Annotated in this window: 13 protein-coding genes and 1 pseudogene; 7 read left to right on the top strand and 7 right to left on the bottom strand. The window is 68.1% G+C overall.

What is annotated here, in order from left to right; all coding sequences use genetic code 11:
- The first annotated feature begins 29 nt into the window (after positions 1–29).
- Positions 30–1,286: a cytochrome P450 gene (locus ACFYXH_RS13130; RefSeq protein ID WP_389562153.1), complete on the top strand. Its 1,257-nt coding sequence runs from the start codon at positions 30–32 to the stop codon at positions 1,284–1,286.
- A gap of 79 nt (positions 1,287–1,365) precedes the next feature.
- Here the strand turns inward: ACFYXH_RS13130 and ACFYXH_RS13125 are convergent, their stop codons facing one another.
- Positions 1,366–2,691, bottom strand: coding sequence for a cytochrome P450 (locus ACFYXH_RS13125; protein WP_389562152.1), 1,326 nt, complete (start codon positions 2,689–2,691; stop codon positions 1,366–1,368).
- Between the two features lie 569 nt (positions 2,692–3,260).
- On the opposite strand from ACFYXH_RS13125, the gene ACFYXH_RS13120 reads away from it, so the two are divergent.
- Positions 3,261–4,613 (top strand): cytochrome P450, encoded by a 1,353-nt coding sequence (locus ACFYXH_RS13120; RefSeq protein ID WP_389562253.1) that lies wholly within the window; start codon positions 3,261–3,263, stop codon positions 4,611–4,613.
- A 52-nt stretch (positions 4,614–4,665) separates the two neighbouring features.
- On the opposite strand, the gene ACFYXH_RS13115 is transcribed toward ACFYXH_RS13120, so the two are convergent.
- Positions 4,666–5,190 (bottom strand): hypothetical protein, encoded by a 525-nt coding sequence (locus tag ACFYXH_RS13115; protein ID WP_389562151.1) that lies wholly within the window; start codon positions 5,188–5,190, stop codon positions 4,666–4,668.
- 411 nt (positions 5,191–5,601) lie between these two features.
- On the opposite strand from ACFYXH_RS13115, the gene ACFYXH_RS13110 reads away from it, so the two are divergent.
- Together ACFYXH_RS13110 and ACFYXH_RS13105 are read left to right on the top strand one after the other, a co-directional pair.
- On the top strand, positions 5,602–8,274 hold the full coding sequence (locus ACFYXH_RS13110) for a SpoIIE family protein phosphatase (RefSeq protein WP_389562150.1): 2,673 nt from the start codon (positions 5,602–5,604) through the stop codon (positions 8,272–8,274).
- Positions 8,275–8,407: 133 nt separating this feature from the next.
- A complete protein-coding gene (locus tag ACFYXH_RS13105; protein ID WP_389562149.1) occupies positions 8,408–9,421 on the top strand; it encodes an NADP-dependent oxidoreductase in 1,014 nt (337 codons plus the stop codon).
- 395 nt (positions 9,422–9,816) lie between these two features.
- On the opposite strand, the gene ACFYXH_RS13100 is transcribed toward ACFYXH_RS13105, so the two are convergent.
- Complete coding sequence (locus ACFYXH_RS13100) at positions 9,817–13,194, bottom strand: pyruvate carboxylase (protein ID WP_389562148.1); 3,378 nt, start codon at positions 13,192–13,194, stop codon at positions 9,817–9,819.
- A 538-nt stretch (positions 13,195–13,732) separates the two neighbouring features.
- Here ACFYXH_RS13100 and ACFYXH_RS13095 point away from each other — a divergent pair.
- Both ACFYXH_RS13095 and ACFYXH_RS13090 read left to right on the top strand, forming a co-directional pair.
- Complete coding sequence (locus ACFYXH_RS13095; protein WP_389562147.1) at positions 13,733–15,088, top strand: S1 family peptidase; 1,356 nt, start codon at positions 13,733–13,735, stop codon at positions 15,086–15,088.
- 339 nt (positions 15,089–15,427) lie between these two features.
- Positions 15,428–17,332 (top strand): diguanylate cyclase domain-containing protein, encoded by a 1,905-nt coding sequence (locus ACFYXH_RS13090; RefSeq protein WP_389562146.1) that lies wholly within the window; start codon positions 15,428–15,430, stop codon positions 17,330–17,332.
- Between the two features lie 48 nt (positions 17,333–17,380).
- On the opposite strand, the gene ACFYXH_RS13085 is transcribed toward ACFYXH_RS13090, so the two are convergent.
- Together ACFYXH_RS13085 and ACFYXH_RS13080 are read right to left on the bottom strand one after the other, a co-directional pair.
- Positions 17,381–18,568, bottom strand: a complete 1,188-nt coding sequence (locus ACFYXH_RS13085) for an aminotransferase class I/II-fold pyridoxal phosphate-dependent enzyme (RefSeq protein WP_389562145.1) — start codon at positions 18,566–18,568, stop codon at positions 17,381–17,383.
- Between the two features lie 709 nt (positions 18,569–19,277).
- Positions 19,278–20,156 (bottom strand): universal stress protein, encoded by an 879-nt coding sequence (locus ACFYXH_RS13080; protein WP_389562144.1) that lies wholly within the window; start codon positions 20,154–20,156, stop codon positions 19,278–19,280.
- A 494-nt stretch (positions 20,157–20,650) separates the two neighbouring features.
- Here ACFYXH_RS13080 and ACFYXH_RS13075 point away from each other — a divergent pair, with 494 nt between their 5' ends.
- Entirely contained in the window at positions 20,651–21,106 is a 456-nt protein-coding gene (locus ACFYXH_RS13075) for a universal stress protein (RefSeq protein ID WP_327321492.1), read from the top strand.
- A gap of 7 nt (positions 21,107–21,113) precedes the next feature.
- On the opposite strand, the pseudogene ACFYXH_RS13070 reads toward ACFYXH_RS13075, so the two are convergent.
- A pseudogene (locus tag ACFYXH_RS13070) lies at positions 21,114–22,249 on the bottom strand (IS630 family transposase).
- 88 nt (positions 22,250–22,337) lie between these two features.
- Positions 22,338–22,820, bottom strand: a complete 483-nt coding sequence (locus ACFYXH_RS13065) for a DUF1203 domain-containing protein (protein ID WP_389562143.1) — start codon at positions 22,818–22,820, stop codon at positions 22,338–22,340.
- Between the last annotated feature and the right edge of the window lie 51 nt (positions 22,821–22,871).

Here is a 22,871-nt window from a genome sequence, read left to right as displayed (position 1 = left end):
GTGCCTGCCCTCATACCGTTGGAGTATCCGTGGACCTGACCCAGTGCCCGCTCTTCTCGCTCGACCCGGATGCCGACCCCGCCGAAGAAGCGAGACAGCTCCAGGCGCAAGGCCCTCTGGTCCCTGTGGAGCTGCCGGGGGGTGTAGCAGCCTGGGCAGCCACCGACCTGGCCACCGCGCAGCAGGTTCTTGGTGACGAACAGCTGACCAAGGACCCTGCGCACTGGCCGGCCCTGGAGGACGGGCAAATACCCGATGACTGGGAACTGATCGCCCTCGTACGCGGAGCCGGGATGCTTCACGCAGGCGGCGACGATCACCACCGACTGCGACAACTCGTGAGCTCAGCCTTCACTCGTGCGCCGATCGAAGCGCTCCGTCCCCGTATCGCAGAGATTGCCGGCGAACTGCTGGACTCTCTGGGCACCGCAGATCCGGGCGAGCCGGTCGACCTGCGCGAGCGCTTCGCCTACCCACTTCCGGTACGCGTTATCTGCGAGGTCCTCGGGGTGCCCGACACCGCCGTCGCCGAACTGCGCCATCGCTTCGACCGCCTGGTGACGCCTCAGGCTGCGGCCTCCGGCGAGGCCGACATCCGCGTCGCCGTGGCGGACATATACCGCTCCCTCACAGCGCTGATCGAGATCAAACGCGAGGAACCCGGGGACGATCTCACCACGGCACTGATTCAGGCACGCGACGACGGCGGCCGGCTCACCGACCAGGAGCTGGTCGAGACCCTGTTCCTCATCCTCGTCGCGGGACACGAGACCACGATCAACTCGATCACCAACACGACGCACGCGCTGCTGCAGAACCCGAAGATGCTCGCCGCAGTCCGTGACGCCAACGGCGACGCCCCCTCGTGGGCCGATGTGGTCGACGAGGGGCTTCGCTTCTGCTCACCGGTCCGGCACGCCCTCATGAGGTATGCCACCCAGGACACCGAGATCGCCGGGGTCCGAGTGGCCAAAGGGGATCCCGTCATCGCCAGCCTGGTCGCCGCAGGCCGGGACCCCCGTCGGCAGGAGAGGCCGGACGACTTCGACATCACTCGCCCCACACGCCGCGACCATGTCGCGTTCGGCCACGGCGCGCACTACTGCCTGGGCGCTCGCCTGGCCAAGCTGGAGACCGAGATCGCGCTGCGCACCCTGTTCACGCGGTATCCCGGTCTCACCCTCGCGGTCGAGCCTGAGCGTCTCTCGTCCATCCCACTCCAGGGCTTGCAGGCCTTGCACGCCTATCTCAATGCCGACGAACAGCTGCCATTGGCTGCGCAGTAGGCCAAGAAGGCCGTCACCATCCCCGTAGTGCAGGCAGGGTCCGGACCGCGGCGCCGCCGGACCCTGCCTGCCTCAGGCGCTAGCGCTTCCGTCGGAGGAGCCTCCGCAGGTTCTGCCACCAGGTCTCGCGGGCGCCGACGCCACCAGAGGGAGCCGGTGACGGTGACGGGAGCTGCGCCGCCGGAAGCGGTTGCGCCCCGGCGGCTGTCAGCGCGCTGTCAGCGTCCGCGGCGCCCCCGACGGCTGTCCTCTTGAAGAGAACGGGGAGGTTGTCGAGGCGTTGAGAGATCAACGAGCTGGTCACATGCAGCTCACCCTCGAGCACGGCGAGCTGTACGTCGGGTATCCGCGCGAGCAGTGTGTCGATGCCTGTGTCTGCGATGGCCCGTCCGATGTCCATCCCGGGGCACTCGTGCGGTCCGCCACTGAAGGCGAGGTGTGAGCGGTTGCCGTGTACCGGCGCGGTCAGATCGGGCCGGATCTCGGGGTCGGTGTTACCGGCCGCCAAACCAAGCATGACCATGTCGCCGGCCCTGATCTGCTGTCCGCCGAGAATGGTGTCGCCCGTCGCCCAACGGGTCGGCACCACCGCGAGCGGAGGGGCGTCCCACATCACCTGCTCCAGTGCGTCCGGCAGAGTCATCTGACCGCCGGACAGACTCCCGCGGAAGCGGCGATCGGTCAGCACCATCCGCAGCGTGTTCGCGATCAGGTTCGTTGTGTTCTCGTGCGCGGCGACGATCGCGTGCCGCAGATGCTCCATGACTTCGTCGTCGGTGAGATCTGACTCGTGACCGATGAGCCAACTGGCGAAGTCCTCCCCGGGCTTGTCCTTCTTGCCCTTGACCAGCCCCGACATGGTGTCCACGACGAACTGGTTGCTCTGGAGAGCCGTCGGGGTGCCCTTGACCATGTCGCGCACAGCCTGGCCAAGCGGAAGCGCGTACTGCTCGGCAATGCCGAACTGCCGGGCCAGGACCAGAATCGGAAGCTTCTCGGCGAAATCAGCCACCAAGTCCGCGTGGCCTGTTGCGGCGAAGTTGTCGATCAGCTGGTTCGTGTACCGGACGACGTGGCGGCGGACTCCGTGGCGGTTGAAGTTCCCCAGACTCTCGGTGATCGCGCTGCGCAGCCGCGCGTGCTCCGCGCCATCAGCGAATGCCACCAGCGGCTGCCACGCGGTAATCGGGAGCAGCGGGGAGTCCGCAGGCAGTTGGACGTTCCAATTACGGGAGTCACAGGAGAACAGACTGGACTGGCGCATTACATCCAGATTCTCCCGGTGCCCCAGGACCAACCAGACCTGCACGTCGCCGGGGAGCAGCACCGGCGCCACCTGGCCGTGCTGCCGACGGAGCTTCTCATACAGCTCGTTCGGCGGGCCCTCAGCCTCGGGCCCGTACATCCGCTGCAGCCCGACGGGCCCCTGAGCATGCGCGGGGCAACCCGGAGGCGGGACGGGCACGGAGGAGGTGCTGGGGTCTGAGTTCGAGGTTGTCACGAGGCCTCCGAGAAGCAACGGCGTTGTAATAAGGACGGCGATGGATTCAGCCCGCTGTTCCCCGTCGACTTCGCAATCATCAGCAGTGCCTTTGGGTCAGAGGACCGACGTGCGGACGGACTTTCTGCGCGCGCCATCGGCTCTCTCCGGGGATGCACCACGATGGTTCGGAGTCGCCAGACGCTGTGCCAGGTGTTACCTCGCACAGGCTGTGAGGTAGCGGAGCGCCCGCAGCATATCCATGGCCCACTCGGGTCGGGCAGGCAGGTCCGCGGTGAACTCTCCTGCACACGACCCAACTTGGCGCACTTCCTCAGCTGCGAGGGCGATCGATCCGGCCGGACGATGCGGACTCGCGCTGCTGGACTCCCAGTGGTGAGATCTCCTTCAGGACTAGACCGCACGGCGCGCGGAACGCACTGTCCGGTGCATCGCACTGCCTAGAGCAAAGGATCTCCCCGGTGTCAGTTGGATTGCAGTCGGTCAAGCCCCGAACGGTACCGCGCGCCCCCGGAGCAGTGCCGCTTCTGGGGCACGCCGTGAAGCTGTGGCGTGACCCCCTCGGATTCCTGAAGTCGCTACGGGAGCACGGGGATATAGTCCGCGTCGACCTCGGAACCATGCCCATGTACGTCGTCACCTCGGCGAAGCTCGTCCACGAGGTGACCGTGACCAACGCGCGCAGCTTCGAGAAGGGTCGCTTCTTCGACCGGCTGCGGCCGCTCGCGGGCAACGGCCTGGCCAACGCCGACGGAGAGGTGCACCGCAAGCACCGGCGCATGGTGCAGCCGATGTTCTCCAAGGAGCGCATCGCGGGCTACTCCGGGATCATGAGCGGCAACGCACGCGCCCTGGCCGACTCCTGGACACCGGGGCAGGAGATCGAGCTGGAGCAGGCGATGGCGGGGTACGCCATCGAGACGCTGGCGGCGACGATGTTCTCCACGGACATCGGGCTGCCGGCGGTGGAGGCCGTACGTGAGAACCTGCCCGTCCTGCTGAAGAACCTGCTCATACGGGCGGCCTCCCCCAAGCTCCTGGACCGCCTGCCGATCCGCGCCAACCGCGACTTCGACGCAGCGGCGGCGAACCTCCGCGAAGTCATCGACCTCGTCGTCATGACGGCCCGTCGCTCCAAGGCCACCGACCGGCCCGATCTGTTGTCGTTGCTGCTCGCGGCCCAGGACGCGGAGAGCGGAGAGGCGCTCTCCGACACCGAGGTCAGGGATGAGCTCAGCACCATCCTCTTCGCCGGTGCCGAGACCACGGCGGCAATGCTCGCCTGGACGTTCCACGAGCTGGCGGCCCATCCCGAGGTCGAGAAGCAGCTGGTCGCGGAGATCCAGGAGGTCGTCGGCGACCGGCCGGTCACCATCGAGCACATACCCCGGCTGGAGGGGATCCGGCGGGTGCTGGACGAGGTGATCAGACTGCATGGCGTCACCCTGTTGATGCGCCGCACGACGGTACCCGTGGAACTCAGCGGCATCACCTTCCCCGCAGGTACCGAGGTCGCGTTCAGCCTCTACGCCATCCACCGTGATCCGGGTCTTTACGCGAAAGCCGACAGTTTCGATCCCGACCGGTGGCTGCCGGAACGACAGGAGGCCGCCGGGCTCGGGCGTGAGGCCTACATCCCATTCGGGGCAGGCAACAGGAAGTGCATCGGTGACAGGTTCGTCTGGACAGAGGCGACCATCGCCATCGCGACGATTCTCGCCCGCTGGCAGCTGGTCCCCGCGCCCGGACACACACCCAAGGAAGTGGCCTCAGCGGTGGCACACGCCGACCGCATCCCCATGACGGTCAAACCTCGAACTATCTGACCCTGTTGACGCAGATCGCACCGGCGCCGGAACCGGGCAATTTCAGCGCCGTCTATACGTCGACGACCGCGCCGCAACTGATGTTGACCACGGTCTCCAGCGACGGGGAACGCTGAAGCAGGACTCCGGGATCTTCCGGAGAGGCCTCCGGGGCCTGTTCGAGCGTCATGCCCGCGCGCTCGGCTCCTCCTGCCCCGTGGACCACGGCGTTCTTGTCCCGCAGCAACATGCCGGCCCTCCTCTTGGTGACATGTCCCGTCCGGTTCACCCAACCGACGAACGAGTGACGCGCGGATCGTCGGGCCAACCGGAAACCTCGGCAGCCCGTAATCAGGGCAGGGTCCGGGCTCCAGGAGTGGTCCGGGGTCAGCCCGTGCTCTCCGCCGGCCGTCGGATCGGCGGAGAGCACCAGCATTGCCGGCTGCCCGTACAGGGCTGCGACCTGCGCCCAGTCGGTGGTAGCGGCGTCGGTGGCAGCGGCATGGCAGGCCACTATGGCCGCCTGCAGCTGGTACGTGCCGGGCCTGCGGCTCCGCAGGGGTGGCGTCGAGCAGGCCGAGCCTTCGGAGAGCTCCATGGCGTCCCCTCGCGTCGTGAGTACAGTCCTGCCGCTCCAGAATGCCGACGCTTGGCCCGTACCAGGGCGCTGGGCCATCATTTCGGCTGCGGCACCAGGTACGGCCTACACTCAAAATCATGCCTCTGACCAGTAGGAATGGCGAAGCGCTGCTGGAGTACCCGTACTGCAACCGTGCTTGAGACGACGGACTGCCCGAGTGTGGTCGGCCTGCCTGACTTGCGTGGGCGGCGGAGGGGTTGTCGGGTGGAATTGCAGAAGGGGGCGTCCGGCACTGAACACACCTTCATGTGATCAGCCCCCGACCCACCGCCTTGCAATGATTTCGGTGCCCTGTCAAGAGCCAGCCCTCGACTCCGCAGACCATCAATGTTTGGCCGCAGAGCACCGTGCGGTGCTAGAAAGGTCAACGTGGTCAAACTTTTCGGCCGATTCCGGAGCTCACCGGTTCGGTCACTGACCGACAAGCATCCCCGGAGCGTCGCCGGGCAGGTCTTCGCCCTGCAGGTGGCTGTGGTGGTGCTGCTCGTGGCGACCGCGGTGCTCGCGCTTGTGCTGCAGTCCCGGCTCGACAGCAGTAGGGAGGCGAAGAACCGTTCCATTGCCGTCGCCGAGACCTTCGCGCACTCTCCGGGCGTTCTGGCCGCCCTGAAGACCCCTGATCCCTCCAAGGTGCTCCAGCCTCTCACCGAGGCGGGGCGGAAGGCGGCCGGCGTCGACTTCATCGTGGTCATGGACACGAAGGGGATCCGCTACACGCATCCAAAGCCGGACCGGATCGGGAAGAGGTTCGTCGGCACCATCGAGCCCTCGCTGGCCGGCCACGTGTACACAGAGAGCGTCCACGGCCCGCTCGGCCACGAGGTACAGGCGACCGTCCCCATCTTCGACAACAAGGGCAAAGTCGTGGCCTTGGTGTCCGCCGGTTTGAAGGTCAAGAACGTGACCAGCGTCGTGAACCGACAGCTGCCGATCATCTTCGGTGCCGGAGCGGCCGCGCTCGCCCTGGCCACGGGCGGAACGGCGCTGGTGGCCAGGCGGCTGCGGCGGCAGACCCACCGTCTGGGCCCGGCCGAGATGACCCGCATGTACGAGCATCACGACGCCGTGCTGCACTCCGTCCGCGAAGGCGTGCTCATCGTCGGCACCGAAGGTCAGCTGCTGCTGGCGAACGACGAGGCCAGGCGGCTGCTGGAGCTGCCGCCCGACGCCGAGGGACGGCACATCTCGGAGCTGCCCAGTCTTGATCCCCCCACGGTGGAGCTCCTGGTCTCGGGCCGCGTGGCCACGGACGAGGTGCACCTGGCCGGGGAGCGGTTGCTTGCGGTGAACCAGCGGCCCACGGATCGTCACGGTGGCCCCAAGGGGACGGTCGCCACCTTGCGTGACTCCACGGAGCTGCGGGCGCTGTACGGCAGGGCGGAGACGGCCCGCGAGCGGCTGAGACTGCTGTATGACGCCGGTCTGGGCATTGGGACCACCCTCGACGTGGTGCGTACGGCCGAGGAACTGGCGAAGGTCGCCGTCCCCCGATTCGCCGACTTCGTCACCGTCGATTTGGCCGACCCGGTGCTGCGCGGGGAGGAGCCGGCCGGTACGGCCACGGACATGCGCCGCACCGCCGTCCACGGCATCCGGGACGACCATCCCCTCTACGAACTCGACCGCCTGATCGACTTCCTCCCCTCCACACCGCAGGCACGGGGTTTCGGCAGCGGCCGGCCGGAGCTGGTGCCCGAGCTGTCCGCCGCGCCCGGCTGGCATGCCCAGGACCCGGAGCGGACACAGATGATCGTCGAGTACGGCATCCATTCGCTCATCACCGTGCCCCTCCAGGCGCGGGGCGTCATCCTGGGCGTGGCCAACTTCTGGCGCTCGGAGAAGCCCCAGCCGTTCGAGGAGGACGACCTGTCCCTGGCGGAAGAACTGGTCGCCCGGGCGGCGGTCAGCATCGACAACGCCCGCCGCTACACCCGTGAGCACACCCTGGCCGTGGCTCTGCAGCGCAGCCTGCTGCCGCGGGCCCTGCCCGAGCAGAGCGCCCTCGAGGTCGCCCACCGCTACCTGCCGGCGCTGTCCGGGGTGAGCGGCGACTGGTTCGATGTCATCCCGCTTCCGGGCAGTCGCGTGGCGCTGGTCGTCGGGGATGTCGTCGGTCACGGCCTGCACGCGGCGGCCACGATGGGACGGCTGCGCACGGCGGTGCACAACTTCTCCACGCTCGACCTGCCGCCCGACGAGATCCTCAGCCATCTCGACGACCTGGTCGGGCGCATCGACCAGGAGGAGGTGGAGGCGGCCGCCGGCGCGGGGGTCACGGGCGCCACCTGCCTGTACGCGATCTACGATCCTGTCTCCCGCCACTGCGCCATGGCGCGGGCCGGGCACCCCGTGCCCGCGCTGGTCCACCCCGACGGCAGTGTGTCGTTCCCCGATCTGCCGGCCGGGCCGCCCCTCGGCCTGGGCGGTATGCCGTTCGAGACCGCCGAACTGGAACTGGCAGAAGGCACGCAACTCGTCCTCTACACCGACGGGCTCATCGAGGACCGCACCCGGGACATCGACGTGGGGATCGAGCTGCTGCGTCAGGCCCTGGCGTCCCATCCCGACCGGTCGCCGGAGGAGAGCTGTCAGGCGGTGCTCGACGAGCTCCTGCCCGGCCGGCCGAAGGACGACGTGGCGCTGCTCATCGCCCGTACACGGGCGATTCCGCCCGACCACGTCGCCAACTGGGACGTGCCGTTCGATCCCGCCGCCGTGGCAGGGATGCGCGCCGCCGTGGCAGAGAAGCTGGACGACTGGGGTCTGTCCGAGCTCGCGTTCGCCATGGAGCTGGTGCTCAGCGAGCTGATCACCAACGCTCTCCGCTACGGCTCCGCACCGGTCACCGTGCGACTGCTGCGCGACCGCACCCTGACCTGCGAGGTCGCCGACGGCAGCAGCACCTCGCCCCATCTGCGGTACGCGGCCACGATGGATGAAGGAGGCCGCGGCCTGTTCCTCGTGGCGCAGATGGCCGAACGCTGGGGCACCCGCTACACCCCCCAGGGGAAGGTCATCTGGGCGGAGCTGTCGCTGCCCTGATCGGCGGGAGCGTGGCCGTCGGTGAGCGTGCCCCGGTATCCGAGGCCAGGGGGCGTTGCCGGGCGGGGTGGCGGGAGCTAGATTCGTGAGTGACATACCGACCAGTCGGTCACCGCGTCGAGGAGAAGCCCGCATGAGCCGCATGAACCACCAAGTCCGTCTGGCCGCCCGCCCGGTGGGGCTGCCCCGTCCCACCGACTGGGAACGGACCGAGGAGCCGGTCGGCGAGCCGGGTGAGGGCGAGCTGCTGGTGCGGGTGCTGCAGCTCTCGCTCGACCCCGCGATGCGCGGCTGGATGAATGAGGGTAAGTCGTACATTCCGCCAGTGAAGCTCGGCGAGGTGATGCGCGCGGGTGCGGTCGGGCGGGTCATCGCCTCCCGACACCCCGGCTTCGCCGAGGGCGACTATGTGTCGGGCGGTTTCGGCGTCCAGGAGTACTGCGTCTCGGACGGCAGGGGGGTCATACGCATCGACCCGAAGTTGGCGCCGCTGCCGGTATACCTCGGCACCCTGGGCATGACGGGTATGACGGCCTACTTCGGGCTGCTCGACATCGGCCGCCCGGAGACCGGCCAGACGGTCGTGGTGTCCGGCGCAGCCGGGGCCGTGGGCAGCGTGGTGGGCCAGATCGCCAAGATCAAGGGATGCCGGGTCATCGGCATCGCCGGCGGCGAGCGCAAGTGCCGGATGCTGGTGGAGGAGTTCGGCTTCGACGCCGCCATCGACTACCAGACCGACGATGTGAAGAAGTCGCTGCGCGAGCTGGCCCCCGACGGTGTGGACGTCTACTTCGACAATGTCGGCGGCGACATCCTCGACGCGGTGCTGACCCGGCTCGCGCGCGGCGCCCGCATCGTCATCTGCGGCGCGATCTCCCAGTACAACAGTGTGGAGCCGGTCAAGGGCCCCGCCAACTACCTGTCCCTGCTGGTGAACCGCGCCACCATGACCGGCATGGTGGTGTTCGACTACGCCGACCGGTATGCCGAGGCCGCTGCCGAGCTGGCCGGGTGGCTGGCGGAGGGGAAACTGCAGACGCGGGAGGACGTCGTACAGGGCGGGATCGACGCGTTCCACGACACCCTGCTGCGGCTCTTCCGCGGCGAGAACCACGGCAAGCTCGTCCTCGAAGTGGCGGACCAGTAGGACGCATGAGAGACACCTGAGCGGCCCGGGGCCCGGCCGACGCAGGGGGCGCGCTCCCTCCGGCCGGCGCCGGCCCGCCCCCGCGCAGCGGAGGGGGGCACCACAGGGCCCGCATACCCGGCGTGCCCCTGCCCGGCGACGCCGCGCACCTGATGTCGCGGCTGCTCGACCAGATGGCCCAGTGTCGAGGCGAAGCCGACTGATCGGAGCGGCGCGCGCCCGTCGCCCGTCTGCACTGCATCGGAGCGCCGGGCTCGTCGGGAGCCTCCCCGCTGCCCACACCCGTCGGAACGTACGAGTCCAGCAGCGCGACTATCACGCCACGGTGTCTCACGGTCAAGCCCTGACGGGTGGCCCGGAGATCCATTCACCAGGCCACCCCTTCACCACGAGCGTCAGTTGATCTCGATGAGCAGGTCGCCCGCCTCGACCTGCTGGATCTTGCCGATCGCGAGCCGGCTCACCGTGCCGGCGGTCTGGGCGGTGATGGAAGCCTCCATCTTCATTGCCTCGATGGTGGCGACGGTCTGGCCGGCGGACACCGAGGCGCCCTCCTCCACCTGAAGGGTGACCACTCCGGCGAAGGGGGCCGCGACGTGGCGCTCGTTGCCACGCTCGGCCTTCTCCGCCGCCTTGACCTCCGTGGCGATGGACTTGTCCCGGACCGGGACCGGCCGCAGTTGTCCGTTGAGCGTGGCCAGCACCGTGCGGAAGCCCCGCTCGTCGGCTTCGGAGATGGCTTCCAGTTCGATCAGCAGGGTGACTCCGGGCTCGAGCGTGACGGTGTGCTCGGTCTCAGGCTCCAAGCCGTAGAGGAAGTCCCGGGTGGGCAGGACGGAGGTGTCGCCGTATGCCTCTCGGTGGGCGTCGAACTCCTTGGTCGGGCCGGGGAAGAGCAGCCGGTTGAGCGTCGCCCGGCGCGATTCCCGAAGGCCCTGCCGGTCCTCGTCGGACAGCGTCGGCGTCTCGGCCTTCTCCGGACGGCCGTGCAGAGCGCGGGTGCGGAATGGCTCCGGCCAGCCGCCGGGCGGGTCGCCCAGTTCACCGCGGAGGAATCCGATGACCGAGTCGGGCACGTCGAACTTGCCCGGGTCGGACTCGAAGTCCGCGGCCTCGACCCCGGCTCCGACGAGATGCAGCGCCAGGTCGCCGACGACCTTCGACGAGGGAGTCACCTTCACCAGACGGCCCAGCATCCGGTCCGCCGCCGCGTAGCAGTCCTCGATCAGCTCGAAGCGGTCGCCGAGGCCCAGCGCGATCGCCTGCTGGCGCAGGTTCGACAGCTGGCCTCCGGGAATCTCGTGGTGGTAGATCCGGCCGGTGGGTGAGGCGAGACCGGACTCGAAGGGTGCGTAGACCTTCCGGGTCGCCTCCCAGTACGGCTCCAGATCACCGACTGCCTGCAGCGACAGGCCGGTCTCCCGCTCGCTGTGGTCGGTAGCGGCGACCAGGGCCGACAATGGCGGCTGGCTCGTGGTGCCGGCCATCGAGGCCACAGCGGCGTCCACAGCGTCGACGCCCGCGTCGATCGCGGCGATGAGCGTGGCGAGCTGGCCGCCCGCTGTGTCGTGGGTGTGCAGATGCACCGGCAGGTCGAACCGCTCCCGCAGGGCCGTCACCAGCGTGCGGGCGGCGGGCGGGCGCAGCAGCCCGGCCATGTCCTTGATGGCGAGCACATGTGCGCCCGCGTCCACGATCTGCTCGGCGAGGCGGAGGTAGTAGTCGAGGGTGTAGAGCGACTCCCCCGGGTCCGAGAGGTCGGCGGTGTAGCAGAGTGCGACCTCCGCGAGTGCCGTTCCCGTCGCCCGCACCGCATCGATGGCGGGACGCATCTGCGAGACGTCGTTGAGCGCGTCGAAGATACGGAAGATGTCCATGCCGGTGGCGGCGGCCTCGACGACGAACGCCTCCGTCACCTCGGTCGGATAAGGGGTGTAGCCCACGGTGTTGCGCCCGCGCAGCAGCATCTGGGTGCAGATGTTGGGCACCGCCTCACGGATTCCCGCCAGGCGCTCCCACGGGTCCTCGGCGAGGAAGCGGAGCGCCACGTCGTACGTCGCGCCGCCCCAGCACTCCAGGCTCAGCAGCTCCGGCGCGGTGTGCGCGACGTGCGGGGCGACCGCGAGCAGATCGCGGGTGCGCACCCGGGTGGCCAGCAGGGACTGATGTGCGTCGCGGAAGGTGGTGTCCGTGACTGCGACCGCCTTCTGACGGCGCAGTTCGGCGGCGAAGGCCTCCGGCCCCAGCGCGGCGAGGCGCTGCCGGGAGCCCTCGGCCGGCGGCGCGGTGAAGGAGGTGGCCGGCAGCTTGTCGACGGGGTCGATGACGACCGGGCGGGGCCCGTGAGGCCGGTTGACCGTCGTCTCGGCGAGGTAGGTGAGCATGCGGCTGCCGCGGTCGGCCGACGGGCGGGCCCGGACCAGCTCGGGGTGCTCGTCGATGAAGCTCGTCGTGATGCGGCCCGCGCGGAACTCGGGGTGGTCGAGCACCGCGCCGAGGAAGGGCAGGTTGGTGGACACTCCGCGGATACGGAACTCGGCGATGGCCCGGCGCGCGCGGCGGGCGGCATTGGCGAAGTCGTGCCCGTGGCAGGTGAGCTTTACCAGCATCGAGTCGAAGTGCGCCGACACCTCGGCACCGGTGTGCACGGTGCCGCCGTCGAGCCGTACGCCGGGTCCGCCCGGCGAGCGGTAGGCGGAGATGGTGCCCGTGTCGGGCCGGAAGCCGTTGGCGGGGTCCTCAGTGGTGATCCGGCACTGCATAGCCGAACCGTTCAGAACGATGTCGTCCTGGGTCAGGTGCAGTTCGGGCAGCGTCATGCCCGCAGCGATGCGCAGTTGCCCGATCACCAGGTCCCGGCCGGTGACCTGTTCGGTCACCGTGTGCTCCACCTGGATACGCGGGTTCATCTCGATGAAGACGTGATTGCCGCGTTCATCGACCAGGAACTCGACCGTGCCGGCGTTGACATAGCCGATGTGGCGTGCGAAGGCGACGGCGTCTGCGCAGATCCGCTCGCGCAGGACCGGGTCGAGGTTCGGTGCGGGCGCGATCTCGACGACCTTCTGGTGGCGCCGCTGCAGCGAGCAGTCCCGCTCGTACAGGTGCACGACGTTGCCTTCGGCGTCGGCGAGGATCTGTACTTCGATATGGCGCGGGTTCACCACCGCCTGCTCGAGGAAAACCGTCGCGTCGCCGAACGAGGACTGCGCCTCGCGCATCGCCGCGTCGATCGCCTCCCGCAGCTCGCCGGGCTCGGCGACCCGCCGCATGCCCCGCCCGCCGCCACCGGCGACGGCTTTGACGAACAGCGGGAAGCCGATGTCGTCGGCCGCCGCAAGGAGCGCGTCCACGTCCGCGGACGGCTCCGACGACTTGAGTACCGGGACGCCGGCCTCCCGCGCCGCCGCGACCGCACGAGCCTTGTTCCCCGTCAGATTCAGTACCGAAGCGGGCGGTCCGACAAAGGTGATCCCCGCATCCGCGCAGGCCGCGGCCAGGTCCGGGTTCTCCGACAGGAACCCGTAGCCGGGATAGATCGCCTCGGCTCCGGCCCTGCGCGCGGCCTTGATCACCTCATCGACCGACAGATACGCCCGCACGGGATGGCCGGGTTCACCGATCTGGTACGCCTCATCCGCCTTGGCCCGGTGCAATGAGTTGCGGTCCTCATAGGGGAACACCGCCACCGTGGAGATGCCGAGCTCGAATGCTGCGCGGAACGCGCGGATCGCGATCTCACCACGGTTGGCGACCAATACCTTGCCGAACATCAAACTCCCCTGTTGCGTCGCGGACGGGGCGGCCTGAGGACCGGCGATGTCGTCACCGGCGCCGTGAAGGGCGTACGGCTGCCTCGTGGAAGGTGTCGATGAGTCTGTTGGTCTGGGCACCGCATCGGCCGATCCCGATCGGCAGGGGTGCATTCCTCATTGATAGGGCATGAATGCCTCGTTCCGGTGAAGGCCGACGACGCTGTCGGCCTCGGCCCTCCGGAGCCCGGGGCGTGGCCACCGTACCCGACGGCTTGTGATCACCGCCGTATGCACCCCCCGGCAGCACGCGTCGACTCCCAGAGCGGGCTCACCAGGCCCAACTGTGCGACCGGCGGGGGCACTGGCCCAGGGCATGAGGTTGGCGACCTGATGGTGAATTCGCCGGGGTGGCCGGACAGGTGGCGAGTTCCATCCCCAACGGCTTGTCCGGTAGGCGCTGAACCACATGGCAACACGCCACGTATGGAAGTAGGGCTCGTGAATTCCGGGCCCCCGGCGTTCGTAGCGCCGCCTCGAAGCGACTTAGGGGCCAGAGATGACGCACGCACGACGCAGGCTGCAGCGAATCGCGCGGCTGGCGGCCGTCGGCGGACTGCTCTGCGGCGGGCTGATGATCACGGACGCCGTGGCGAGTGAGCCCTCCGCCCCGCCAGGGGACGCAGGCAGCACCTCTGGCAACAACGACGTGGGCGCACGTCTCGTCTCAGAGCTCGGCGTATCACGCACCGCCGGCAGTTGGATCGGCTCCGACGGGCGCCAGGTCGTCGCGGTGACCGACGCGGACGCGGCGGCCGAGGTCAAGCGGACGGGGGCGCGCGCCAAGGTCGTCCGGTACAGCATGCGCCAACTCCGTACGGCCACCGAGACGCTGAGCGAAGCACCCCGCGTGCCCGGTACCGCGTGGGCCATGGACTACGCGTCCAACAAGGTCGTCGTCCAGGCTGACAGCACCGTCTCAGCCACCGACTGGTCGCGCATGTCCGACGTCGCCAAGGGGATCGGCGGCTTCGTACAGATGCACCGGACCACAGGCTCCTTCACCACCAGGGTCAACGCCGCCGAGCCGATTCTCGCCCGCGACGGCCGCTGCTCCGCAGGCTTCAACGTGACCAACGGCCAGGACAACTTCATACTGACGGCCGGGCACTGCGGTCCCGTCGGCACCTCCTGGTTCACAGGCACACGGGGCGCCCAGCAAGTCGGCGCCACCACTGAGAGTCGCTTCCCTGGTACTGACTTCGCCCTCATCCAGTACCAGAGCGGCCAGGCCGCCGGCGGAACCAACATCGTGAACGTCGGTGATGGCCAAGGTGTGCAGATCACTGCGGCCGCCGATCCCTTCGTCGGGCAGCAGGTCTTCCGCAGCGGCAGCACCACCGGGCTGCGCTCCGGCCGGGTGACCGGGTTGAACGCTACGGTGAACTACCCCGAGGGCACCGTCACCGGACTGGTCGAGACAACGGTCTGCGCCGAGCCCGGGGACAGCGGAGGCCCGCTGTTCGCGCAGGGGCTGGCGCTCGGGGTGACCTCGGGCGGCAACGGCGACTGCACCAGCGGGGGGACCACGTACTTCCAGCCGGTGACCAAGGCGATGGCGGCCCTCGGCGTGAGCCTGACCGGAACCGCCGCTCCCACAGACGGCAACCGCGCAGGCCAGGCTCCCGGCAACCCTGCCGCTGAGCCGTCGGCTGCCGCCGGGGCCGACACGCCACTCGTGCCGGGACAGGCAAACGGTCCGACGACGGTGAGCGGAATCGTCAGCCCCCGGGCCCTCGCACCGGGACTGGTGGTCATCGCGGTGAGTCTTGTCGGACTGATTGCCACCCGCTCGATCTGGTCTGCTCAGGATCGCCGCCGCTACCGCATGCGGTACTCCCAAAGCTGGAGCTGACCCTCGAGCGCGGCCCAGACCACCTCCGCGGTGAAACGTTTGCCTGGTGGCGTCGTACAGAAGCAATCGGCGATGTCGAGATCACCAAGGCCCTACTACCACCCAAAGTCCTGGAAGTACAGACATCTGTCATTATTTCAGGTGAACTCCCTATCATACGTGCCGATTAGAGAAGGGGATCTTCTACCTTTCTACCGTCCCTATTTCCATCCACGGTGGAGATTCCGGGGCGAGGGTTCTGAGCTGGGCACAATCGGGGAGTTCGTGTTGCATAGGGTGCTTGAGCGCGGTGACGGTGGCGGGCCGCCTCAGGTCGAGCTGCGCAACCGCTGGCTGTACGTGGCCGGTGTCGGTCAGGCTGTGTGCATCGGCTCCGCGGTCGCCGCGGCCGTGGGCGGGCGGTTCGCCCAGTTGGGCCTGCTGGTTGCAGACATCGGGGTGCCCACTGCGCACGGTGTGGCCGTCCTCTCCATCCTCGCGCGTGCACGATCGGCCACGGGGCGAGTACGACTGCGCCTGTTGCTGCTCGGCGTATCGACGGGCGCGGCCGGCGTGCATGAGCTTGTACTGCGCCAGTTAACCGCACTGCGGGGGTCCACCGGGATGCTCTATGCGGCGATCGAGCTGCTGGCCGTGGCCGGCATCGCCCTCGCGCTCGGTCTGGGCGTGGCCGGGATGGTGGTCGCGACCGGCGACGGCGGCACGGTGCTCACTTGGTTGCGACGGCTCTTGGACGGGTGGATGATCGCTGGATCATTGTTCACCCTTGGCTGGGTACTCCTCTTGCATCGGGCAGATCTGGGCGGTGATGTCCTGGCAGCGCTGTCCGATCTCGGCCGAGTGGTCGCGGACATCCTCGTTCTGGGACTGCTGCTGGTCCTGCGCTTCGCCATGCGACGCGGGCAACGCGCGTCCGTCAGCGTGGCGGCACTCGGTCTCGCGATCTTCGCGGTGAGCGACACGCTCCGCATCTTCTCGACAGATCCTGTCGTCTCAACGACCTTGCCGGTCACCGAGACATGCTCGATGACCGGCATGTTCCTCATCGCCGCAGCGCCGTGGCTGCCCGGCGGCGACAGTGTCCTGGGCGTGGACCGGCGGGAGTTGCCCGTGGCGGGGGTGGTGGCGGCCTTCCTCCCCGTAGTCGTTTGCGCGGTGGCCGTGGTGCTGCACACCTTGTCCGGCGACCGCCTTGATGTGGTCACGCCGGTCGTCGGAGGCACCGTGCTGCTCGCGCTGAGCGCGCGTCAGGGCGTGGTGCATGCCGAGAGTCTCTGCCTCGCGAGAGAGGTGGCCACCCGCGAGGATCACTTCCGTACGCTCGTCCAGGGTTCGAGTGACGTGATCGCTGTCGCCGGAGAAGACTGCGTCCTGCTCTACATCAGTCCAGCTGTGAAACAGGTTTTCGGATACCGGCCCGAGGATCTGCTTGGCACCCACTTGCCGCTGCTCATCCACCCCGACGACTTGCCACCGCTGACAAAGGCCGTCAGGAAGTTGCGGGAGGACTACGAGCTCAGCAGTCACAACCTTGGGCGTCGTGTGTCCTGCCGGATGCGATCGGCCGACGGACAATGGCGCCACGTCGAGTCGACGATCAGCCGTCACGCGAACGGGTTGATCGTCAACAGCCGGGATACGAGCGAGCGAGTTGCGCTGCAGGCACGGCTGGAGCATTTGGCGTTCCACGATGCGCTGACCGGCCTGCCCAATCGCGCTCTGTTCGCTGACCGGATCAAGCACGCTCTGGCCAAACGGTCGGCCGACAGTGCCCCGCCCGCACTGCTCTTCCTCGACCTGGACGGCTTCAAGAAAGTGAACGATTCGGCCGGCCATGCAGCCGGTGATGAACTGCTCATCCAGGCAGCGCGGCGGCTGCGGGCCGCGGTACGAGCGGAGGACACCGTTGCCCGCCTCGGTGGGGATGAGTTCGCCGCACTGTTGGAGGGGCACGCCGGAGCGTGCGAGTCCCGCACGCGGGAGGTGGCGGAGCGACTGCTGTCCGCCTTGACAATGCCGTACCGCCTCGCCGGTACCGAGGCCGTGGTCACCGCTTCGATCGGGCTCGCGGTGGCAACCCCGGGAATCACCCCCGCAGAATTGATGCGCAACGCCGACCTGGCGATGTACGGCGCCAAGGCCGCGGGCAAGGGACGCATTCAGGCGTATCGGCCGCAGACGCACAACAATGAGCGCCCAAGTCCTTCCATTCTCCGAGAGGATTCCTGCATCTCACCGGGGTAAGAAAAGAGCGATGGTGCGCAGAGTGCCGGTGGCGCTGTTGACTCCGGGTCAGTTCGAGTTGAAAAAGTCGTTGAGTACTTGGTCGCGGACTGCGGCGAAGCCCTCGAGTGCTCGCGCGAGATGCTCATCGGTGTGCACCGAGATGTAGCTGCTTCTCAGGCGGGGCGACGCTGCGGGAGGGAGCACCGCGTTGACATACACTCCTTGCTCGATCAGGAGATCCCACGCCATGAGCGTGCGTTTTTCGTCCACCGTATCGATGGGGACTATGGGCGCTTGGCCGGCGCCGATGGAATAACCGAGCGACGCCAGTTCCCTTCGCATGAAATCCGCCTTGGAGATCACCGCTTCGGAGCGCCACGGCTCCTCCTGAAGGATGCGCAGCGACTCGGATGCGGCTGCCGTGTTGGCCGGGCTCAAGCTCGCGGAGAACAACAGGCTGCGTGCGTTGTGGCGGAGGTACTCGATTACGTCCTCATCACCGAGGATGGCTCCGCCAGTTGATCCGAAAGCCTTGGAGAAAGTGAGCGTGACGAGTGGCACTTCCTCCATGAGCCCGTAGTGGGCGCACGTTCCCCTGCCCTCGGCCAACACACCGACGCCGTGCGCGTCGTCGACAAGGAGTGTGGCTTCGTGCTCCCGGCACACCCGCACTAATTCAGGCAGTGGACAAAGGTCGCCCTCCATGCTGTAGACGCCGTCCACCACAACCATCCGACCGGCGTTCTCGGGAAGCTGATCGAGCTTGCGGGTCAGGTCCTGTGTATCATTGTGCGCGAACCACTGGACTCTGGCCCGACTGAGCCGAGCGGCGTCGACGAGGGAGGCGTGCGCCCGCTTGTCGATGAGAACATGATCGCCCGGACCGCAGAGACCGGTGACAGCAGCCAGGTTGGTCTGATAGCCCGTGGTCAGCACCAGGGCAGCGGGTTTGCCGAAGAACTCGGCGAGCTTCTTCTCCAAGTGGTCATGGAGATCGAGGTTGCCATTCAGGAGACGAGAACCCGTGCAGCCTGCGCCATATCGGCGCGACGCTTCAGCGGCGGCGCCACATACGCGTGGGTCAGTGCTCAGTCCCAGATAGTCGTTGGAACCGCACATGACGACCTCGCGGCCGTCCTGAAGCCGAGCCACGCCCCGGTCCCGCTCGCTGAAGTTGAGGTAATAAGGGTATAGCCCGCTTCTCTTGAGTTCGCGGGATCGACTGTACACCGTGCACTTTTCAATGACGCTCATCAATGCCCTCCCCCGGGCTTCCGGCGTTGAGCGAGCGTATCGACTCATCCCGTGCGGCGACCCTCCCAGCCCCTCAGTCGAATGAATATTTTCCGAATCGACACGCGGGGGTATAAAAAGAAACACCTTCCCGGTCAAAATCGATCACCCTGGATAACCTTTCCGCCGGATGGTGAATTCCTCCGATCGCCGATATCGCCCGGCGTGAGGCTTTGACCCAGGACCGGGACTCCGTTGGTGATGATGGGCCGCTGACGGCTGGGCGGTCGGGGGCGTCGACAGGGGCTGTGGCGAAGCCTGTCCGGCACCCCGCGCGCCCACATGACCAGGTCGAACAGCGGCGAGTGAATGGTGAGCAGGTCCAGCTCGCGCGTGGCTTCATATACCGCGGGAGGTGGCGCTTCGATCATCGCGCACTCCGAGCGGCTGAACCGGAAGTGTGGCAGCGCGCGGTCGAGCAGCAGGGGTGCGGCGGCCGTGTCGGCGGTTGGGTCGGGGCTTCGCCCTGCGCTATCGAGGCCACTGGGGCATCCGGCTCCGCATGCGGCCCGGACAGCTCGAAGTCGGCGTGCCGCCGTCCGACCGGTTGCCGATCGTCATAGATCTCCCGGACCGCGCGGTCTCCCTCGCACCCGGCGAATCCTGCCGGCTGACACTGCGGGATCACTGATCCCCTGGCCGACCCCGGGCTCGGGCGCCCCCCTGCTGCTCACCGATGCGCGATGACAGCGACGGGCGCGGCCGAGTGATGCAGGACGGCGTGGGTGACCGGGCCGATATGCGCTGCGAGCGGCGCGTCTTGGATACGCCGACCGATGACCACGAGCTCGGCGTCCGCCGACTCGTACACCAGCTGCCGAGAGGCCCTGCCGAACTGTGCTTGCTCCACGACGTTCACGGCGGGGAACTTCTGTCGCCATGGCATCAGCATGTCGCTCAGCGCCTGTGCGATCTCCTCTCCGGCGTCGACAGCTGCGTAGTGGGTGCAGACCGGCGGCATCGTCCAGCCGTGCACCACTCGGAGACTGGCGGCCCGCCTGGCTGCCGCATCGAAGGCGAATGCCATGACCGCGTCGCAGTCCTGGCGGATGTCGACCCCGAGGACGACGTCACGGTACTCGCCCGACGCTTCGGCCGGTGCGGAATCCGAGGGCGCGCCTGCTCGCCCCTTTGCCGCCCGTACGAGTACGACCGGCTGCTCGGTGGCGCTCACCGTGGCCAGACCGACCGAACCGAGGAGGAAGCCCGCGACGCTGCCCAGCCCTCGGGAACCGAGCACGAGCAGATCTGCTTCACCGGCGGCGGTCGCCAGACCGGCTGGTGGCTGCTGCCCCGCGAAGTGCCGAGTGGTGACCTCCAGCTGCGGATGGCGTTGCTGCACATCGGCGGCAGCCCTCTCCAGCATCTCCTCGGCCCAGGTGCGCCGCATCTCAGGGGTGATGGCGGGCCGGGTCAGTGCCGAAGGCCCTTCCTCTACGTGAACGAGATGCAGCGGTACCCTGCGCAGCAGCGCCTCTCGCGCAGCCCACTCGGCGGCGGCGAGGCTTTCCGGTGTGCCGTCCAGACCGACGGCGACATTGCGCGTCATGATGAGAACCTCTTCCGGTTGGATATCCGCCACGCGGGATGTGTCTCCGCGCGGTGCCCCTATGGCCGCGCTTCCAGGGTCACTGGACGTCGGCCCTGACACGAGAGGCCAAGGGGCCCCGAGCCGGGCCGAACAGCCCCAAGAACGCTCGAGTCAGCACTGGGACCTGAGCCACCGTTGTGCGACCGCGGAGTCGCGGAGTACGCCAGGGTGGAACCACAGCGTCAGTACCGCGGTCATTGCCAGGCACCAGCTCAGAGCCGCCCACGTCCAGCCGGATGGGCGGGTACGCGTCAGTCATCAAACCTGCGTAGGCAGTGGGGCCTTTTCCACTGTGGGCGCGAGACGGGTCCCGGCGCAAGATCGTCCGGGTCGGCCGGTCGGCCCTGAGACTGCAGGGGCTGCCGCCTCCGCGGGTCCATAGCCCCGCCTGGCGCACTGCCCGTGAGGAGCGCAGCGTGGAATACGGGGGCGCCAAGGGAGAGGTGACAGGCATGGGCAGCAGTGATTCGGCACCCCGAGTTGTGGTCGGCGTCGACGGGTCGCCGTCGTCGCACGCGGCGCTTCAATGGGCGGTACGGCACGCAAGCCTCGTCGGAGGCGTCGTGGACGCGGTCTGCGCGTGGGATCTGCCAGGGATACAAGCTTGGTCGGCACCCGCGGTGGACACCGAATTCGACAGGGAGTCTGCCCGACAACGATTCACCGACGAGATCCAAGAGGTGCTCGGCGAGGTTCGCCCCGTCGACGTACGGGAGCACCTCACGCGCGGCAACCCGGCCGAGGTACTGATCGCTGCGGCGGACGGGGCAGAGGCGTTGGTCGTGGGCAACCGTGGCCGGGGCGGCTTCGCCAGCCTGCTCCTCGGCTCGGTGAGTCAGCAGTGCGCGCTGCATGCCACCTGTCCGGTGGTCATCGTCCGTCCGGACAGCAAGGTGGGACAGAGCTAGTGCCGCATCAAGCAATGTTCGCCCTGTCGACCACGGCTCGTAGCCGCTGATCGTCAGCGTGACGGTTTCGCCAGATGATGTAGCGGCGGATCATGCTGCCCTGCTCCTTGTGGCCGGCATGGTCGGTGCCGTCGAGAGTGAAGTGGCGCAGGGCGGTGAACTGGGCCTCGATGCGGTTCAGCCAGGAGCTGTTGGTTGGGGTGTAGGCGATCTCGACGTTGGTGGCCTCGGCCCAGTCGCCGACGCGGGTGTCGCGCCGGGTGGTCAGGTGCGGGGAGAAGTTGTCGACCACGATCGCGATGCGGACCTCGGGTGGATAGATGCTGCGCGAGTAGCGGCAGAACTCCAGGAACTTCGTCCCCGTCTTGGTCTTCTTCACGTGGCCGTAGAGCTTGTCCTTGGCCAGGTCGTAGGAGGCGAACAGGTGCCGGACCCCGTGCGGGCGGGTGCAGGTCGCCCGCCGCCGCGGGCGGGGCTCGCTATTGGGGTCCTTGTGCGTGCCACCGCGTTCGGCCAGCCCATTGCCGGCCGGGACGGGGCTGGAGGTTGAGCGGCCCGAACTCGTCGAGACAGAAAACGACTTCGGGCTCGCCCTCGTCGGGTATGACCTCGCCGTCGGCGATCGCGTAGAGGTGCTCAACCCTGGCGTTCTTCGTGGCGTAGTCGGAATCGCGTGAGGTCTTCCAGATCTTTAAGTTGAAAGGAGACGCCTTCCTCGCAGAGCGCGATGCGCAGGCCCTCGTGGCTGATGTCGTCGACCACCCCCTCGGCGACCAGGAAGTCCGCCAGCTTGGTCAGGCTCCAGGCCGAGAACGGCAGGCCGTGCTCGGCCGGCCGGGACTTGGCGATCTTCTTGATCTCGCGGCGCTCGGGCGGCATGACGGTCTTCGGCCGTCCGCCCCTGTACTTGGGGTAGAGGGAGTCAAAGCCGTCGACGTTGAAGTTGTGGACCACGTCCCGGACCCGGTCCGCGCTGGTGAAGGTAACCTCCGCGATCTTCGCCACGGTCATGCCCTGCGCGGACAGCAGCACCATCTGGGCCCGCCGCCAAGTCACCACCGACCCAGTGCCTCTGCGGATGATCCGCAGCAGCCGCCTGCCCTCATCGTCGTCGATCTCACGCACCCGCACTCGCTCGGCCATGTGCAGAGTGTGGACGATCGCATCGGCCGCAGCGGGACCGCGGCCCATCGGCGCGACTGTTGCGGACGCCGGTCGGTGCGACCCCGCCCTATCCGGCGCGGGTGATCGTGAACATGTAGCAGCCCCAGGCGACGTTGCGGCTGTGGACCTGCACCACGTCAGGCTCCGCGAGCAGCTCAGCGATGGCTCCCTCTGGATCCTGGCCGTCGTGCACTCTGGTCGCGTCGTGGATCCAGCCGCGAGCATCGTATGCACGCAGCACCTGCGGACGTCCGCGCCAGTCCGGCGGATAGCTGTTGACGTCAGCGGGTCCCGCGCACGGGGCAGCGTGTGCGAGCACGGCGCCGACCTCACGGTAGGGGCTGGCCGGGAGCGGCGGCTGGTAACCGAAAAGCAGCAGGTCTTCGCCGGACTCGGCGTTGCGCAGACAGCAGCGGAGGGGATCGCCGCCCTCGGCGGTGATGCGCTCCACACGATTCCCGAAGGCGTCGACTCCACTGGCGCGCACCCTGTCCAACACCTCAGCGGGCAGCGCACGGATGCGGAAGGCGACCGTCGATGTCGTAGTCATGCACCCAGACTCTCAACTCGGCATTGATCGCGCTGGCGGATATCAGACGTC

The organism is Streptomyces sp. NPDC002730, from assembly GCF_042888805.1.
Lineage (GTDB): Bacteria > Actinomycetota > Actinomycetes > Streptomycetales > Streptomycetaceae > Streptomyces.
Note: the sequence above shows the minus strand (reverse complement) of the source record. Positions and strands in the feature narration are given on the sequence as shown.

Coding starts and splice junctions, on each gene's coding strand:
- ACFYXH_RS13125 (WP_389562152.1), bottom strand. CDS start 2,691: ATGTACGGGCCCGAGGCTGAGGGCCCGCCGAACGAGCTGTATGAGAAG.
- ACFYXH_RS13115 (WP_389562151.1), bottom strand. CDS start 5,190: ATGGAGCTCTCCGAAGGCTCGGCCTGCTCGACGCCACCCCTGCGGAGC.
- ACFYXH_RS13105 (WP_389562149.1), top strand. CDS start 8,408: ATGAGCCGCATGAACCACCAAGTCCGTCTGGCCGCCCGCCCGGTGGGG.
- ACFYXH_RS13100 (WP_389562148.1), bottom strand. CDS start 13,194: ATGTTCGGCAAGGTATTGGTCGCCAACCGTGGTGAGATCGCGATCCGC.
- ACFYXH_RS13095 (WP_389562147.1), top strand. CDS start 13,733: ATGACGCACGCACGACGCAGGCTGCAGCGAATCGCGCGGCTGGCGGCC.
- ACFYXH_RS13085 (WP_389562145.1), bottom strand. CDS start 18,568: ATGAGCGTCATTGAAAAGTGCACGGTGTACAGTCGATCCCGCGAACTC.
- ACFYXH_RS13080 (WP_389562144.1), bottom strand. CDS start 20,156: ATGACGCGCAATGTCGCCGTCGGTCTGGACGGCACACCGGAAAGCCTC.
- ACFYXH_RS13075 (WP_327321492.1), top strand. CDS start 20,651: ATGGGCAGCAGTGATTCGGCACCCCGAGTTGTGGTCGGCGTCGACGGG.
- ACFYXH_RS13065 (WP_389562143.1), bottom strand. CDS start 22,820: ATGACTACGACATCGACGGTCGCCTTCCGCATCCGTGCGCTGCCCGCT.